Raw genomic sequence first — 15710 nt, 5'->3', positions numbered from 1 at the left:
GCTCAAATAATTTTAACCTATGATAACCCGATTAGCATTACTCCGTCATTGCGAGGAGGCGTAAGCCGACGAAGCAATCTAATGAATGTGGATTGCTTCAACCACTATGTGGTTTCGCAATGACGTATACACTAGTGCATAACAACTTTGCAATACACCGTCATTGCGAGGAAGTAGCATTGCTACAACGAAGCAATCCACATTGTCTTTAATCATAGATAGATTGCTTCGTCGACCTTATGGTCTCCTCGCAATGACACCAGTTTGCTATGGCTAAATGCTAATAGAGTTAACTATAATAGTATAGCATAAAATAATGCTACCACTAAGAATGCAATTGTTATAATACAAAATATTTTCAGAAATATAATTAACCCAATACGAAGTTTGATACAACTAATATAATCTTCAATTACCACCTGCATACCAAGCATTGAATGATAAAAGGTGGTAATAATCAATATTCCCAAAGGGACAATATTGTAAGGTTTCTGTAAAACACCAACAAAATGAGTCAAATCTTTGCCCATATTACATTTAATAAAAAATATTAGCCAAATAGAGCAAATTGCCAAAATAATAGCAGTGATTCTTTGATGTAACCAGTGACTAGAAGCGCTCTTTGCCAAATCTGTCCTTAAATTATTATTCATACAGAGACCATAAATTAAATTACTATAACAACCAAAAAGCTAATGTCATCATTATGGAAGCTATTACAACAAACCATCCTGTGAAGTTAATAGCTCTTATTGAAAAGCAATGTCCACTATCCCAAATTAAGTGACGCACCCCATTGCATAGATGATAAAACCAGGCGAAACTTATGAATATTGGGGGAATTTTAAATAAGCTACATGTGAAAAACTGTAAATATTCAGGATTAAATTTGCTAAAAGCCAAAAAAATAAAGCACCATACCAATACTGATAGTCCAAAAAATAAGCCTACTCCCGTCATACGATGAAAAATAGACAAAACAGAGCTTATCTGTTTTTTGTATATCGTTAAATGAGGAGAAGTTGGTCTACTATTATAAATTTCCGGCTTTGTTTTTGTCGTATATTTTGTCATAAATTACATTTTATATTAAAACAACAGTAGAGAGATCCAAAATGGAATATAACACAATAGGAGTAGATGATAAATACTGTTATTATTTATTTTTATAAGTTTGTTCAAATAATATTTGCTTTTCGGTATTAATCACCTGCTCTATCTTTTCAGTAAGGCTTCGAACATCAGATTGTTCTATTTCCTCTACCGGGATAACATCAATAATTTTTACTTGAATTACACCTGGCTTTTTAATCCAAAGACCCTTTGGCCAATATACACCTGCATTATGAGCCATCATCACTATTGGTACTTTTGCCAATGAGGCTAATTTCACTGCACTAGGTTTAAATTTAGTGTTTTGTTCTGGTTTAAATCTAGTAGATTCAGGAAACATAACCAACCATAAGCCACTTTTTATCTTTTCTTGTCCTTCTCTTAAAATTTGACCAACTGAGATATTGGCATTACGGTCTACGGCAATTGGCTTAACCATTTCCAATCCCCAACCGAATAACGGGATATTAAATAACTCTTTTTTTAATACCCAAGAATGCTCAGGTATAATTAATTGTACAAATATTTGTTCCCAGCATGATTGGTGATTAGACAATACTATAGAAGGAGATGAAGGCAATTTGTCTAGACCAGAAACTTGGTATTTTAAACCACAAAAGATTCTAGCCAGCCAAATAAATACGTAGGAGAAAATAAACCCTATCCTATATCTTATATAATAGTTGACATTGAAAAATGTTACGGGTATGTAACATATAAGGAAGAATGTAATGGTAAATATAGCAAGTAGTGCATAGAATGTTAATACTCTTAAACGCCAAAACATAGTTGGTTAACTCACTTGTTAATAATGAACAGATATATATCTATTATATAATAGATATATAATAGCACATAAGATTACTTCTATCCATAGTATAATTATTCGGAGAAATGCAATGAAAAAAACAGCTCTATCAGGATGTCAAGTGACCGGGGCTTTGCATTTAGGAAACTATCTCGGAGCAATTGTCAATTGGTCTAAGCTCCAAGATGAATATAACTGCTTGTTCTTTCTAGCCGATTTGCATGCTATTACTATAGATCGTTCACCTATAGAACTAAACTCTTCTATATTGCAAACTGTTGCTATATATATAGCAACAGGGCTTGTGCCAGAGAAAACTACCATATTTGTACAAAGTATGGTGAAAGAGCATACGGAACTTGCTTGGATATTAAATTGTGTTACCCCACTTGGTTGGCTTAAACGGATGACTCAATTTAAAGACAAAGCGGGAAAAGACCAAGAAAATGCTGGTTTAGGATTATTGTCTTACCCAGTATTGATGGCAGCTGATATATTATTATATAATGCTGATATAGTACCTGTTGGCGATGATCAAAAACAACATTTAGAGCTTACCAGAGATATTGCGGCTATTATCAACAGGAAATTTAATCAAGATATCCTAAAATTACCTGAACCATTAATTCAAGGCTCATCAAGAATAATGAGCTTAAAAGATGGTCGTAAAAAAATGAGTAAATCTGATCCATCTGATTTATCTCGTATTAATTTAAATGATAGTCGAGATCAAATTTACCAAAAAATTAAAAAAGCTAAGACCGATCATTTAGCTGAAATCAGTTATGATCCTCAGAATAGACCAGAAATTAGCAATTTAATTAATATTTATCGCAGTTTATCTGGTACTAATATTGACAAAATAGTTGATCAATACCAAAATGCTGGCTTTGCCAAATTTAAGGATGATCTAGCTGATATCATCATCACAACTCTAACTCCCATTAATACTAAATATGCAGAGTTAATGAAAAACCCAGATTATCTGATAACTACACTACATAACGGAGCAGATAAAGCTAGAATTATCGCTACTAAAACTCTGACTGAAATCAAAAAATTAATGGGCTTTGTTGTGTAAAACCAATTACGAACTCACCTTACGCATGGTATTAAAAGTCATAGGAAAAACAGCATAACTGTCGAAAGTTAGAAGAGGAAGCGGTTTTAGATAGTGTACTTTAAAAGTCGTATGTGGTCAACGTCATTGCGAGAAGACCGTAGGTCGACGAAGCAGTTGTAAGTTGTTCCCGGAGTTCCCATGTCATATATGGACGAGTGAATTTGTCAATAAAGAAAATAAAAAATAGAGCCACAAAGGAAGCGGTCATATATTCGGCATCGAGTGCCATAATGGTTTCTGCATTCTTCTAAATATCCTTGAGTAACCTCTCATTCCCACGGCTTCTAGAGCCTCGACATAATTGCGGATTTTGTTCAGAATACTTATTTCATTAACTCTTTTACTTTCGTTCTCTTTATTGTTACTAACTTACTCGCAATATTTACCAATTGCCATTCTTTTGCTTAATTGACATAAATTATCCTTCTTGCCAACAGCGCTAATTTGCGACATACTCGCTGCCATTGGTAACTACTGCATAAGCTATTCTAGCTAATTTATTCGCTAAACCAACACATATAATATTATATGATTTGTTTTCAGCAAATTTCTTCACTGCCCACTGAACTAGCTTATCTTTTGATTCTTTATCGCTTTTGGCTCTTATTGCTATTGTTCTTGCAGCTTGAATCAACATAGTTCTAGCATATCTATCACCTTGTTTGCTAATTCCTCCTAAAACTATCTTATCTCCTGAGGTGTATTGTTTTGGCACCAAACCAAGCGACGCAGAAAAATCCCTCGGGGTTGCGTAATTTTCCATTGGTGCTACGCTCAAACAACTAGCATTGATTGCTCCAATCCCAAAAATTGTCTGCAACCTAATAGCTTTCTCATTCTGTTTATTATTACTGATTATCAGCTTTTCTAAAGTTTTTTCTTTGTTACACAAATTCTCAATTTCTTCACATTCTAAAAGTAAAATTGACTGTACCCCAGAAGTTATATAACCTTCTATATACGCTAATTCTACCTCCGACTTACATGCTTTGCAAAATTTATTTTTGCTTAATTTTGTATTATAACCATATTCATATAAACTTGATATTGTAGAATTAGTTTTTTGTACTCGATCTCTGATCGTATTACTTCGGATTTTATGCAAAAATTTTATATCTTGTTCCTCTTTGCTTTTGGGTAACACATCTTTTAGCTCTGGATCGCGAGCAGCTTTACATATTGCTAAGGCATCGTTATAATCATTTTTCTGCCTCGATGTTGCATAAATTTTTACATCTTTTGTTTTCATCAACTTAACTTGCAAATCAAGCTTGTTAATTTCTTGCGACCAATAATTACCTCCTCCACATGCTTCCATGACCACCAGTGAACTTTTATTGAGATTGTTTAAACATCCTATTAACTCATCTCTTTTAACTTTTTGATGACCGACTTTTTTGCCATTTTGATCAACTTGCACCAAGTGCATAATATTTTTTGCTAAATCTATTCCAATTATACTATTTTCTATGCTATTATTTATCATGGTATGGACCTATTAATTAAATTGTTATTTAATTTGGAGCAACTGAAAAACATTTTTCACCAGACTCCGTACAAGTAAAGCATATTTCGCTTCACTCGTCCATACCATCATTCCCGCTTATGCGGGAATCTAAGATATAGTGAAACCTATTGAATTAGGTGATACAAACTTTGTGTCATACCTGCGAAAGCAGGTATCTAGATTCCCGCCTACGCGGGAATGACAACTTACAATAGTTATGTTCTTTATCACCTAATCCTATAGGCATAACTATACCTGCTTCCGCAGGTATGACATTAAATTTAAACAGGTATGACACAAAACATGATTGCTTCGTCGGCTTATGCCTCCTCGCAATGACACCAGTTTGCTATGGATAAACACTAACGAGTCAATATAAATCTTCCTAAAAATTAATAGCCCTCCTATCTACAGCCAAAGCTGCTTCCTTTATGGCTTCACTTAAGGTAGGATGGGCATGACAAGTTCTTGCTATATCTTCTGAAGAAGCACCAAATTCCATAAATGCTACAAGTTCTGCAATCATAGTACCAGCTGAAGAACCTATAATATGTGCTCCAAGCACTTTATCCGTTACGCTATCAGCTAATATTTTTACCATCCCATCGGTAGAGCCTGTAGCTCTGGCTCGACTATTTGCCAAAAATGGAAATTTACCAACCTTATAATCAATCTTAGCTTCTTTTAATTGTTCTTCCGTTAAACCAACACTTGCCACTTCTGGATAAGTGTAGATGACACTTGGAATAAGATTATAATTAACATGACCTGCTAAGCCTACCATAATTTCAACGGCAGCAACAGCTTCCTCTTCTGCCTTATGAGCAAGCATAGGACCAGCAATTACATCACCGACAGCATAAATATTAGGAATTATTGTTTGGAACTGGTCATTAACCGTAATTCTATTTTGTTTATCTGTTTTAATAACTAATTTATCTAGCCCTAAATCTGTTGTATGAGCTTTTCTGCCAACGGCTAATAATACTATATCAGCACTGATCTGTTGCACTGAGCTATCAGTTGTTTGTTGTATATTTAAAATAACTTTTCCTGCTTTTTTCTCAGCAGACAGAACCTTAGTATTTAATCGCAATTCAATTGATTGCTTTTGCAGGATTTTGGTAAATTGACTGATAATCTCTTTATCTAAAGCTGGCACAATGCTTCCAGCATATTCAATAACCGTTACTTTAGAACCAAGCCTATTCCATACCGAACCAAGCTCTAAACCTATATAACCGCCACCAATTACTACCATAGTTTCCGGGACTTTAGCAAGACTCAAAGCTCCCGTTGATGAAACTATATATTCCTCATCAACAACAATATTGGGCATTTCAATAATATCAGAGCCAGTAGCAATTAAAATATTCTTACCAGATATCTGTTCAACTGATGTACCGTTAGTAATCTCCACAAGATTGGCTGAAATAAACTTAGCACTTCCTGTAAATTTAGTGATTTTATTTTTTACAAACAAACTTTCTATACCCTTACATAAGTCTGATACTACCTGACTTTTTTTACTCATCATTTTTTGTAAATCAAGTTTGGCTGAGGTCATAATACCAATATCAGCACAATGGTTTAACACTTCATGATATTTTTCAGAAAAGTTTAGTAATACCTTGGAAGGAATACAGCCAACATTTAGGCAAGTACCACCAAGCGTCACCCTTTTCTCTATACAGGCAACCTTCATACCCAACTGGGCTGCTCTTATTGCTCCTGTATAACCAGCAGGACCACTACCAATCACTATTAAATCAAATTCTTGCATATATTTTTCTCCATAATATAGCTAACCAGTTAAGGTTTTAGATAACTCCTTTGTCTATTAGCGAGGAGCTGCTTTAGTAGCGACGAAGCAATCCAAAAAGTAACCAGAAATGGATTGCTTCGTAGGCTTATGCCTACTCGCAATGACGGAGTAGTGTTAATCTGGTTAGCTATAATAGCATTATAAACCATAAACATACCAACACTAATAGTTTTTAAAAAAATAATTGTTTTTTATAGCTAACCCAAATAAGTTTTAGATATTATGTCATTCCCACACTCCCTTGCCATTCCCATACTCTCTTGTCATTCCCGCGTAGGCGGGAATCTAGATACCTTTCGTAGAGATGACAAGATTTCTTTGTTGCTAATAACAAAGAAATTATCTAGAACTCATTCGGGTTAGCTATAATTATTCAAAATCATTAAATAATGCGGCACATCCTTAAAGTATCCTGTAGATGGAACAAAGCTATCTACTATTTGGAAACCAGCTGTTTTATAGGCACTAATTGCTTTGTAGTTTGATTGATTGGGATCAATTAGCCAGGTGGTAACTTGTTCTTTTTCGTTTATAAATCTTGCTAAGGTCATTGAGCTTAAACCTAATCCTAAAAAATCTTCTTGTCCTATCATAAAGTCTATAGTCCAATTGGTTTCTTCAGGTTTAACCCAAGGTACTAGATGTTCTGGTGTAGAGTCGTTTGCGTCTGATGTCATTATTAATGCATAGGGTTGCATGTCATAAAAGCCTAGCCAATAATCAAAAATATCTTTCGTGCCTTGTAAATAATTCCGTAAGTTTTCTAGTAGATCGCTACTATTGTCCCAGTGATTTTTAACATGTGGTTTATCAAACCAAGATTTTATTAAATCTTCATCCTGTGGTTGGGCTAAGCAAAAACTTATCTTAGCATCATTCAGTTCTCTATGCTTAAGTGTACTCATATCAACTCTGTATTTATTTTAATCTCTTATAAATTTTTCAGAGGGTGAATTTTCCATAAGATTTTTAGCTATTTCACTATCTGACATGCCATTGTTTTTTGTAGATTGCATATATATAGCTACTAATTCTACCATTTTATCGCAAAACTCAGATTGCAGCATTTGAGAAGCTTCTAATTTTTGCCTGTTCATTAAATCTATAGTCTCGAGTTTTTTGCTTTTTAAAAACTTATCAATTTCTGCATTTTGTTGTTCAATTAGGTTATTGGCAGTTTCCTTGCCATCTTTAAGCATTTCTTCTCTTAGAACCTCAATCTGTTGTATCTGCTTTACAGCATCTTCAAATAATAAGGTCATATCTTCGTTAAGCTTCTGAGCTTCTGCAACTTGGTTTTTGATAGCAATAATTTTGTCATCTAACGATTTTAGAATTATATTTTTTATTGGTCTATAGACTAAATACACAAAAATTAAGAAACAGATGGCTAGCCAAAATTTTTCGTCAAATAAGAGCATTACTTTATCTTTTTATAAGATTCTTTTAGTAATTCTAGATCAACTGGTTGATTAGTAATTCTTTGAATTAATAATTTTGCTAAATTGACACATGAATCATTTTCATCAAGCCAAAACGATTTGTTAATTGTTTCTATATCATGACGATTATTTTCAATTTGTACTTTCAATTCATTATGGAGTTGCTTTTTTTTTGATAAAAAAGATGTTTCCATCGCATCTTTAGCTTCTTTCTTAATATTTTCTACGATATTTGATGTTTCTTCCAGCTGACCAGCATATTGCTTGTGCAGGATATCAGCTTTTGCTGCAAGACTTTCTGCACTAGCAATATTAGTATCTATATAAGTTTCTCTACTCTTAAGAATCTTTTCAGTTAAAGGTACGATGAACTTATGAACTAAAAGATATAAGAAGCTGAAAGCAACTACCAACCAGAAGATTTGTGAACAATAAAAAGCAACGTCAAACTGAGGCATAGTTATCTTAAGCAAATATTAGTAAAATTGCAATTACAAACGAGAATAAACCCATAGCCTCGGTAAGCCCCGCTCCAATTAATGCCACTCTTTGTAATTGATCACTAGCTGAAGGGTTACGAGCAATTGAATTTAGCAACGCACTGAATATATTACCTACACCAATGGCAGCCCCTAGCATACCAATAGCCATAAGCCCTACACCAATAAATTTTAGAGACGTCGTATCCATATTATATAAACTCCTAAATATAAAAATTTTAATAGACTTACCTAGGTAAGTCTAATGTGAATTTACAGCATCATTCAAATATACACAAGCAAGAATTGTAAAGATATAAGCTTGAAGTATTGCTACAAAAATCTCAAATCCAATAAGGACAACAATTAGTGGAATTGGCAAGAATTTAAGGAAAATCATTAATGAAACTATAAATCCTGCCATCACTTTTAATAATACATGTCCTGCCATCATGTTAGCCGCTAATCTTAAAGATAGACTTATGGGTCTTGCTAGATATGCGAATAATTCTATTACGATCATCAGAGGAGCCAACCAAAGAGGAGTGCCTTTAGGTAAAAATATTGATAAAAAATGGACCCCATGATTAATAAAACCAATAATTGTCACCATAAAAAATATCATGATTGCTAAGGCAAAGGTTACCGCTATATGACTAGTAACAGTGAATCCGTAAGGAATCATTCCGAGCAAGTTACATAATAAAATAAACATAAACAAAGTGAAAATTAATGGTATAAACTTACGCCCCTTCTCTCCAACATTTTGACTTAACGTCACTGTAATTATATCATAAATTATTTCTGCACTAAGCTGTAATCTAGACGGAATAATTTTTTCTGATTTTAAAGCTAAATAAAAATACAACAGAGCTATAACCCCAGCAAGCAGCATATACAAACTGGAATTGGTAAAACTAATATCAAAACCAAATAAGTTAATTTCTACTAGTTTCTTTATTGCAAATTGATCTAAAGGACTATGGGACATTATTTTTTATATTTAATTTCTGCCAAATTATTCTAAAACCTGTAAGCATACCTATCACTAAGAATATTATAATACAAAATGGTTTAGAATTAAACAACTTATCTAATGTAAAACCAGCAATCAATCCCAACATCACGCTAGAAACCAAATCTAGTGCAATAGCAAACGCATCAATTTGTTTTTTTGGATTAAGTTTAGGACACTGAGGATTATTTGTTTTAAATTTCTTAATCCTTTCTTGTATATCTTCTAATTCTTTTTGTCCCAAAATACATTCCTATCATTTAAGTATAGGGTTAGTAGTAGAGCTGTTTAATGCTTTATCAATTTCTTTAGAAAGAGTTTGCAAATCATAGCCGTTGGTTTGTATACCATTGACAAAAAATGTAGGTGTACCAACAAAATTTGGAGCACTAGCAGCAAGGTTAGTATTGGCTAATAATGTTTCAACAATTTGGTTATCATTAAGACATTTAGCGTAAGTTTCTGCTGACACTCCACCAATTTGAGCTATATTTGTTAGCAATTCACGATATCTATTGCTGACTCCCCATTTATCTTGTTGCGACAATATTACGCTTTGGAATTTAAGAAAACTATCTGTATTATTTGGACAACGCTGCAAAATTGCTGCATCTAAATCCTGTTTATTACCAATAAATTCACGAATTATGTAAGCAATTTTATTGGTGTCAATATATTTTTCTTTAAGTTTTGGTAGAATTATGTCATGATAATAGGCACAATGCGGACAAGTTGGAGAAAAATACTCAACTACCACTACATTTGCCTTAATATTACCAAGGACTATATCATTTCGGCTAACATTGAACGTCGGCTTATAGGGCATCTGTGGTAGACTAACAACCTGTATATCAGTCTTTACATCAGCAGATTCAGTTTTTGCAGAATCCGTTGTCGTATCTATAGGTTTATCCGTATTAGTTGAAATTGCACGGTCTGGCTGTTCCGTTTCCTGATTATCAACTGTTATGTCTAATTTGTCATTAGCAAGGTTGTCATTATTTTCTTCTATTGGTGTTTTTTCCTGACTCACCTCAGCCTTATTATCAGACTGCTTGTTTTCATTATTAGATTTGTCACTTTCTTCTGAGCATGATATTAACAATAATGAGATTAGAATGATAAGGATATTACGCATAGTTTGGATATATTCTTTTAAGTTAAATTAAAACCTGATTTGTTTATTAAACATAAAGTTTTACTTATCTTTAAGCAATAAAAACTTGCATTTTAAAGACAATATATTTTATATTACCCCCATATCTGTAGGAATTATATTAAATCTCTAATAGAGTTGTTGGTTGATTTGCTAATAGGATGGTATAATATTGACAATTTGGTTGATATACTCGAATGATTTGAAGAATTGGATTTGGAAATATCAGGGACTCGCATACTCACGTACCTCATGTACGCTGCGTGTGTTCGCCCTTCATTTTCAAATCCAATTCTCCAAATCATTCAAGTATACAGTAGGGATTATTAGTTATGTATGAAAAAAGATTAAAAGACTGTTTCGTCTCTTTAAGCTCTGAATATATCGTGTCTTGTAAGTATCCCAATACTTTAAAAAGGTCTTTGCGTACTTTTAGTATTATAAAAATTCTACAACAAAATAGTGATTTGCTTGATTATCTTAGTTCTAATAGTCAAAAGAACTTGAGATATATTCTTGAACAGCATGGAACACTTGCCATTGGGCTGTTAAAGCAACAAAAATATCAAATGGAAGAAATAACAAATTTTGCTACCTCTCTTAAGCAATTATTGGATTATTTAGAATATTCTTCTAATTCACATCATGAAGAAGATAATCAAGCACTAAAAACAGTAATGGATTTAGCAGAAAAGTTTGTGCAACATTGCTGCCTATTAATAACTGAAGATATTAAGAATCAAGATGTTATCAATAATCTACAGGCGACTGCAATTATTGTGAATTTAGATAATCTGTCAACAGAACAACAACATTTACTTTTAGATCAATTATTGCTTATTAAAGAGTTATGGCAGATTGATTCTACCGTTGATATAAAGAAAGACTCTGTCCCATTGTTATTCCATGCCAATATATTATTAATACTGAAAGAAGAGAACTTAGTAGATTATAAATATATTTTTGAAAAAATTACTAACTTTCTGATAAATGATCACAATGTATTAATGGAATTAACCAATGCTAAGTTAATTTGCTTATATAATAGACTAAAAGATCTATGTGTTAAATCTAAAATTATAAACCACATTTTGATAAGAATACATGAGGAGTCAAGATTTAGGAAGAGTTCCAATAAATTTAATAATTCAAGATATGATCTTTTAGAATCATTTGAAAATTATAATATCATGATACATCAGATAGAAAATACAGAATTTGCTATAGTAGAAAGATTTCTACTCCAGCGAAATAGCTTTATGCATGAAGTTTTAATTAATATTATAAAGCATATAAATGCTATCAGGATGTTCAATATAACCGTAGATCCTGATCTTAATTATATACTAGCTTATATTAGAAAAAGGTTAACTCAAAATATTCAAAGTGGTCATACTATTTCTTTAATGATTTCTTCTATTGAATCTAAGTTTTCTTCAAAACTTGAAACTAAAATTATTAAACGATATATTTCTTTAGATAGTTTTACAAAAAATGCCTTAAAAACTAGGTATCAACTGCTATTTAGCAATATTAGCTCATTGTTAAAAAAAGATATGCATTATGCAGAATTTATACAACAAGTAATAGCCTGTAAAATCGCAGCTGACTATAAGGTAAATAGCAATGTTACTTCAACTAAAATGAGGATAATTGAACAGGAAAGGGAAACAGTAATAAAACAATTACGTGAAATAAATTTTGTAGAAATTTTTAGTGATAAATATTTAAATAAAACATTTAGTTTAAATTTTAAAAAATATGTCAGGAGGACTAATATAACAACTCCTGCAGGTTATGTTACAGTAATCATTAGAATATTACTGACAACTTTTAGTACTGAACAGCTTCAGCTTTTATCACAATTCTTAATGAATGGTAATTTAACTACAATTCAAGCAATTGTTCATCAGGAATTGGTTATGCAAGTTAAAAAACGCACCACTATAAGTAAAATAATATATTATGTATTTACTAGGAAAAAAAATGAGCTTACCATACTTAACAGCCTCAAGAGGACTCTAAATGAATATACTATGTTACTTCCAAGAGAAGCTACCACAAAACTATAGGGCTATGATAATTAGAGAAACTACATTAAAACTATACGCCTCTGCTTTGAAGAGTATAGCTAACCCGACTAACATTACGCCAAATTCACAGACGTCATTGCGAGGAGCTACTTTAGTAGCGACGAAGCAATCCATAAAAGTGATTAGAAATGGATTGCTTCGTCGGTTTATGCCTCCTCGCAATGACGCCAGTTTACTATGGCTAAATGCTAATCGGGTTAGTTATATAAAATTATTCAAGAAGTTTATGGCTTACACGCTATTACTATTGCCATTAATAGCATATGGCAAGATTGTTAATACTGATAGTTTGGAGCAAATAAATAAGGAATATGAAGAATTATGCAATAATTATTCCCCCGAGGATATATTGCTGGTTCTAGGAAGAGACAAAGTTATATTCAAATCATTTTTTCCACCAATTAACCAATTGAATAAAAATGAATTATCTAAGCTATCTGAATTATTTAAATCAATTAAATCATCAAAGGTAGCTTATATTGATACAATATTGTTTACAGAGTATAAAAATGAGTTATTAGATAACAATCTGCCTAAATTTATAAAAGATGTAATGGATAAAGGCAGTCCAGTAATTGTTAGTGACCGTAGTTTAACTGGTAACTTTAACAATATAAAGAAACTAGAAGTATGGAAGGCTGATTATTTAAAGAAATTTAATATTGATTTATCTAAAAGTTTCCCTCAACATAATTATCTTATTTTTAATAACATGGAGCCTTTTGATAATACTTATCCGACATTTTATCAAGGTATATTGAGTAGCAATAATAATCCTTCATTTGGGTTAATATTGAATTTCTTAATAGAAGTGAAATTCATGCCAAAAGTCCTAATAATGGTTGATGAGAATTCCAGTGAGTTAAATGTAATGGAAAGTCAACTGAGAAATTATGACAATAATGTGATGTTTATTGGTTATAATTATCGATTATCTGACACAAAAGAATCAATATTCAGTTCTCATGATTTTATAAAATTATTCAATGAGTTGGTTAATAAGGTAAATGCCACAAAAAGAAACAATGCCAAAATTAAAGTTAAGAATCAAAAAAGTATAAATCCGTATGACAATAAAAAATAATTTTTTATTAAAATTATTAAACTTCCTGCATAAGTCAAAATTATTATTAATTCTTGTTATGTTACCATACACAAGTTATGCAATAATTATTCCTACTTATTCCATAGATTCTGTTACGGTAAGAAATTTATTTGAAAAAATTGTGGCAAATAGCTTAGTGCTAATCAATATTGATGATACAATAATTACACCTAAATCTAATATGTTTCGTTATGCTAATCCTTATGCAGGGTTTGTTGAAGAACTTGCTGCTTTGAGAAAGTATCATTCCAATATGGATGAAATAATTGCTAAGTTGATACTGCAAAGACAAGTTATGTTAGTAGAAGCTAATTGGTCGAAATTTATTGATAAGCTAAAGAATTCTGGGGCTTTGGTTTTTGGATTTACTAAAATTAACCCAGCATGTAGAAGGATTGAAAATTATGAGGAATGGCAATATGAGCAACTGAGTAGACTTGGTATTAAATTTACTGATAAAGTTAATAATAAGGAAATATTAAAATTTGATGAGACTGATCAAAGGTCACCCATTTTTTATAAAGGCATAATATTTACTGATTTTTTAAATAAAGCTCAGGCACTATATGAGTTTATGCGTATCACAAATATTTTACCTGATAACATTATAATTTTTGAGAATAGAAAAAGTGAATTAAAATATCTAGATAATTTTCTCAAAACAGTTGACATAGATTATTATGGCATAGAATATTTAGCGGTTACAGAATTAAAAGGCACTCCACAGGCTAATATAGTGAAGTTGCAACAACAAACTTTATTAAAAACAGGAAAGTGGTTAGAAGATGATGATGCTAGGCAATTTATAGAAAATAACAAATGATGGTTAATTTAATTAGGTCTTTAAGAAGTTTAATTACCGAAGCTGGAAGGATTGCTCTAATAACAAGAGATTTAGAGTTAATAGTTTCTTATAAAGATGATAATTCACCTGTAACAAATGCTGATAAAGAAATTAGTGATTTTATATATGATGGCTTAAAAGAGCTAACACCTAATATTCCTGTAATTTGTGAAGAAAGAGAGATAGTTACTTTAAATGAAGAACAATTTTGGTTGGTTGATCCGATCGATGGTACAAAAAGTTATGTAAAAGGCGAGGATACATATACAGTAAATATTGCATTGATAAAAAATGGTATGCCTATTATTGGTTTTATCTATCAACCATCCATGCATAAATTACATTATACAGATGCTAATAATGTTTTACGAATTGAACAAAATAATGTGGAAGTAAGCGTTGATGCCTTACCTAGAAATCACTATAGTGCTGTTGTTAGCTCGCGTTGCTCCAATTTAGATATTAAGAATTTTTTAGAGAAACATTTAATTACTGAAGTAGTTAGTGTACCAAGCTCAATTAAATTATGTTTAATAGCAGAAGGGAAAGCCGATATTTATCCCAAATTTGGGACAACTATGGAATGGGATATCGCAGCGGGTCACGCGTTAATTAAAGCTAATGGTGGGAATGTTGTTGATTTAGATGGCAATGAATTAGTTTATCAAAAGAAGAATTTCCAGAATCCTCATTTCTATGCTTATAGTCGATATTTCCCTATTTTTACTTCATTGTAATATTATATTTCTTATATCAACCTATAGCTACGATTAGCATTTATCCATGCAAACTAGCGTCTATTAGGTTCTGTTGACAAAATATAAACAATTTATAGTTATGCTCATAGGATTAGGTGATAAAGAACATAACGATTGTAAGTTGTCATTCCCGCGAAGGCGGGAATCTAGATACCTGCTTTCGCAGGTATGACACAAAGTTTGTATCACCTAATTCAATAGGTTTCACTATAAATTTTGTCAACAGAACCTAGAGACGAGCAATTTTAGTGGAGACGAAGCAATGAAAACGATCAATTTGCATTGTTTCGTTGCTACTAATAAAGTATCTTCTCACTAATAGACGGAATAATGTTAGCCCTGGTTAGCTAGTCTCCCCGTCAAAAGTCTAGAAGGATAATATATAATATGGTTAGCGGGTAAAAATATCTAGATAATCCATAAGAAAATGCTATAATATTGG

21 protein-coding genes are annotated in these 15710 nt (G+C 32.0%); 7 read left to right on the top strand and 14 right to left on the bottom strand.

Features of this window, described 5'->3' with window-relative positions; genetic code table 11:
* Positions 1–293: 293 nt before the first annotated feature.
* The 3 genes from sdhD to ACQH2P_RS02980 all read right to left on the bottom strand — a co-directional run bounded on the left by sdhD (position 294) and on the right by ACQH2P_RS02980 (position 1900).
* Complete coding sequence (gene sdhD / locus ACQH2P_RS02990) at positions 294–653, bottom strand: succinate dehydrogenase, hydrophobic membrane anchor protein (protein ID WP_425362943.1); 360 nt, start codon at positions 651–653, stop codon at positions 294–296.
* 22 nt (positions 654–675) lie between these two features.
* On the bottom strand, positions 676–1074 hold the full coding sequence (gene sdhC / locus ACQH2P_RS02985; RefSeq protein WP_425362942.1) for a succinate dehydrogenase, cytochrome b556 subunit: 399 nt from the start codon (positions 1072–1074) through the stop codon (positions 676–678).
* Positions 1075–1156: 82 nt separating this feature from the next.
* Positions 1157–1900, bottom strand: coding sequence for a lysophospholipid acyltransferase family protein (locus ACQH2P_RS02980; protein WP_425362941.1), 744 nt, complete (start codon positions 1898–1900; stop codon positions 1157–1159).
* A 112-nt stretch (positions 1901–2012) separates the two neighbouring features.
* On the opposite strand from ACQH2P_RS02980, the gene trpS reads away from it, so the two are divergent.
* Positions 2013–3002: a tryptophan--tRNA ligase gene (trpS, locus tag ACQH2P_RS02975; protein ID WP_425362940.1), complete on the top strand. Its 990-nt coding sequence runs from the start codon at positions 2013–2015 to the stop codon at positions 3000–3002.
* Between the two features lie 481 nt (positions 3003–3483).
* Here the strand turns inward: trpS and ACQH2P_RS02970 are convergent, their stop codons facing one another.
* The 4 genes from ACQH2P_RS02970 to ACQH2P_RS02955 all read right to left on the bottom strand — a co-directional run bounded on the left by ACQH2P_RS02970 (position 3484) and on the right by ACQH2P_RS02955 (position 6525).
* Complete coding sequence (locus ACQH2P_RS02970) at positions 3484–4530, bottom strand: IS110 family RNA-guided transposase (RefSeq protein WP_425362708.1); 1047 nt, start codon at positions 4528–4530, stop codon at positions 3484–3486.
* A gap of 129 nt (positions 4531–4659) precedes the next feature.
* The gene (locus tag ACQH2P_RS02965; protein WP_425362939.1) at positions 4660–4782 is read right to left on the bottom strand and encodes a hypothetical protein; all 123 of its coding nucleotides are present in this window, start codon (positions 4780–4782) and stop codon (positions 4660–4662) included.
* Positions 4783–4936: 154 nt separating this feature from the next.
* Entirely contained in the window at positions 4937–6334 is a 1398-nt protein-coding gene (gene lpdA, locus ACQH2P_RS02960) for a dihydrolipoyl dehydrogenase (RefSeq protein WP_425362938.1), read from the bottom strand.
* 29 nt (positions 6335–6363) lie between these two features.
* A complete protein-coding gene (locus ACQH2P_RS02955) occupies positions 6364–6525 on the bottom strand; it encodes a hypothetical protein (RefSeq protein ID WP_425362937.1) in 162 nt (53 codons plus the stop codon).
* A gap of 73 nt (positions 6526–6598) precedes the next feature.
* On the opposite strand from ACQH2P_RS02955, the gene ACQH2P_RS02950 reads away from it, so the two are divergent.
* On the top strand, positions 6599–6739 hold the full coding sequence (locus ACQH2P_RS02950) for a hypothetical protein (RefSeq protein WP_425362936.1): 141 nt from the start codon (positions 6599–6601) through the stop codon (positions 6737–6739).
* On the opposite strand, the gene ACQH2P_RS02945 is transcribed toward ACQH2P_RS02950, so the two are convergent.
* Genes ACQH2P_RS02945 through ACQH2P_RS02915 form a run of 7 tightly spaced genes read right to left on the bottom strand, consistent with a single transcriptional unit; the run spans position 6736 to position 10450 of the window.
* Entirely contained in the window at positions 6736–7281 is a 546-nt protein-coding gene (locus ACQH2P_RS02945) for a GNAT family N-acetyltransferase (RefSeq protein ID WP_425362935.1), read from the bottom strand. The genes ACQH2P_RS02950 and ACQH2P_RS02945 overlap by 4 nt on opposite strands.
* A gap of 18 nt (positions 7282–7299) precedes the next feature.
* Entirely contained in the window at positions 7300–7797 is a 498-nt protein-coding gene (locus tag ACQH2P_RS02940; RefSeq protein WP_425362934.1) for a F0F1 ATP synthase subunit B family protein, read from the bottom strand.
* Complete coding sequence (locus ACQH2P_RS02935) at positions 7797–8276, bottom strand: F0F1 ATP synthase subunit B family protein (protein WP_425362933.1); 480 nt, start codon at positions 8274–8276, stop codon at positions 7797–7799. The genes ACQH2P_RS02940 and ACQH2P_RS02935 overlap by 1 nt, the downstream gene beginning before the upstream one ends.
* Before the next feature lie 7 nt (positions 8277–8283).
* Complete coding sequence (locus ACQH2P_RS02930; RefSeq protein WP_425362932.1) at positions 8284–8508, bottom strand: F0F1 ATP synthase subunit C; 225 nt, start codon at positions 8506–8508, stop codon at positions 8284–8286.
* Between the two features lie 51 nt (positions 8509–8559).
* Entirely contained in the window at positions 8560–9288 is a 729-nt protein-coding gene (locus ACQH2P_RS02925; RefSeq protein WP_425362931.1) for a F0F1 ATP synthase subunit A, read from the bottom strand.
* Complete coding sequence (locus ACQH2P_RS02920; protein ID WP_425362930.1) at positions 9278–9556, bottom strand: AtpZ/AtpI family protein; 279 nt, start codon at positions 9554–9556, stop codon at positions 9278–9280. The genes ACQH2P_RS02925 and ACQH2P_RS02920 overlap by 11 nt, the downstream gene beginning before the upstream one ends.
* A gap of 12 nt (positions 9557–9568) precedes the next feature.
* Positions 9569–10450 carry a DsbA family protein gene (locus ACQH2P_RS02915; protein WP_425362929.1) on the bottom strand — a complete coding sequence of 294 codons (882 nt, stop codon included), beginning with the start codon at positions 10448–10450 and terminating at the stop codon, positions 9569–9571.
* A gap of 350 nt (positions 10451–10800) precedes the next feature.
* Here ACQH2P_RS02915 and ACQH2P_RS02910 point away from each other — a divergent pair, with 350 nt between their 5' ends.
* The 5 genes from ACQH2P_RS02910 to ACQH2P_RS02890 all read left to right on the top strand — a co-directional run bounded on the left by ACQH2P_RS02910 (position 10801) and on the right by ACQH2P_RS02890 (position 15501).
* On the top strand, positions 10801–12540 hold the full coding sequence (locus tag ACQH2P_RS02910; RefSeq protein WP_425362928.1) for a hypothetical protein: 1740 nt from the start codon (positions 10801–10803) through the stop codon (positions 12538–12540).
* Positions 12494–13645, top strand: coding sequence for a DUF2608 domain-containing protein (locus tag ACQH2P_RS02905; RefSeq protein WP_425362927.1), 1152 nt, complete (start codon positions 12494–12496; stop codon positions 13643–13645). The genes ACQH2P_RS02910 and ACQH2P_RS02905 overlap by 47 nt, the downstream gene beginning before the upstream one ends.
* Positions 13646–13703: 58 nt before the next feature.
* On the top strand, positions 13704–14489 hold the full coding sequence (locus ACQH2P_RS02900) for a DUF2608 domain-containing protein (protein ID WP_425362926.1): 786 nt from the start codon (positions 13704–13706) through the stop codon (positions 14487–14489).
* A complete protein-coding gene (cysQ, locus tag ACQH2P_RS02895) occupies positions 14486–15247 on the top strand; it encodes a 3'(2'),5'-bisphosphate nucleotidase CysQ (RefSeq protein WP_425362925.1) in 762 nt (253 codons plus the stop codon). The genes ACQH2P_RS02900 and cysQ overlap by 4 nt, the downstream gene beginning before the upstream one ends.
* A gap of 116 nt (positions 15248–15363) precedes the next feature.
* Positions 15364–15501 (top strand): hypothetical protein, encoded by a 138-nt coding sequence (locus tag ACQH2P_RS02890; protein ID WP_425362924.1) that lies wholly within the window; start codon positions 15364–15366, stop codon positions 15499–15501.
* The last annotated feature ends 209 nt before the right edge of the window (positions 15502–15710 follow it).

This window comes from Candidatus Tisiphia endosymbiont of Hybos culiciformis (genome assembly GCF_964030975.1).
Lineage (GTDB): Bacteria > Pseudomonadota > Alphaproteobacteria > Rickettsiales > Rickettsiaceae > Tisiphia.
The sequence above is the reverse complement of the archived record's forward strand: the minus strand, read 5'-3'. Positions and strand labels throughout refer to the sequence as shown.

Coding starts and splice junctions, on each gene's coding strand:
- ACQH2P_RS02935 (WP_425362933.1), bottom strand. CDS start 8,276: ATGCCTCAGTTTGACGTTGCTTTTTATTGTTCACAAATCTTCTGGTTG.
- sdhC (WP_425362942.1), bottom strand. CDS start 1,074: ATGACAAAATATACGACAAAAACAAAGCCGGAAATTTATAATAGTAGA.
- ACQH2P_RS02925 (WP_425362931.1), bottom strand. CDS start 9,288: ATGTCCCATAGTCCTTTAGATCAATTTGCAATAAAGAAACTAGTAGAA.
- ACQH2P_RS02950 (WP_425362936.1), top strand. CDS start 6,599: ATGTCATTCCCACACTCCCTTGCCATTCCCATACTCTCTTGTCATTCC.
- ACQH2P_RS02930 (WP_425362932.1), bottom strand. CDS start 8,508: ATGGATACGACGTCTCTAAAATTTATTGGTGTAGGGCTTATGGCTATT.
- ACQH2P_RS02910 (WP_425362928.1), top strand. CDS start 10,801: ATGTATGAAAAAAGATTAAAAGACTGTTTCGTCTCTTTAAGCTCTGAA.
- ACQH2P_RS02905 (WP_425362927.1), top strand. CDS start 12,494: ATGAATATACTATGTTACTTCCAAGAGAAGCTACCACAAAACTATAGG.
- ACQH2P_RS02955 (WP_425362937.1), bottom strand. CDS start 6,525: ATGGTTTATAATGCTATTATAGCTAACCAGATTAACACTACTCCGTCA.
- trpS (WP_425362940.1), top strand. CDS start 2,013: ATGAAAAAAACAGCTCTATCAGGATGTCAAGTGACCGGGGCTTTGCAT.
- ACQH2P_RS02945 (WP_425362935.1), bottom strand. CDS start 7,281: ATGAGTACACTTAAGCATAGAGAACTGAATGATGCTAAGATAAGTTTT.
- ACQH2P_RS02915 (WP_425362929.1), bottom strand. CDS start 10,450: ATGCGTAATATCCTTATCATTCTAATCTCATTATTGTTAATATCATGC.
- sdhD (WP_425362943.1), bottom strand. CDS start 653: ATGAATAATAATTTAAGGACAGATTTGGCAAAGAGCGCTTCTAGTCAC.
- ACQH2P_RS02980 (WP_425362941.1), bottom strand. CDS start 1,900: ATGTTTTGGCGTTTAAGAGTATTAACATTCTATGCACTACTTGCTATA.
- cysQ (WP_425362925.1), top strand. CDS start 14,486: ATGATGGTTAATTTAATTAGGTCTTTAAGAAGTTTAATTACCGAAGCT.
- lpdA (WP_425362938.1), bottom strand. CDS start 6,334: ATGCAAGAATTTGATTTAATAGTGATTGGTAGTGGTCCTGCTGGTTAT.
- ACQH2P_RS02970 (WP_425362708.1), bottom strand. CDS start 4,530: ATGATAAATAATAGCATAGAAAATAGTATAATTGGAATAGATTTAGCA.
- ACQH2P_RS02900 (WP_425362926.1), top strand. CDS start 13,704: ATGTTACCATACACAAGTTATGCAATAATTATTCCTACTTATTCCATA.
- ACQH2P_RS02940 (WP_425362934.1), bottom strand. CDS start 7,797: ATGCTCTTATTTGACGAAAAATTTTGGCTAGCCATCTGTTTCTTAATT.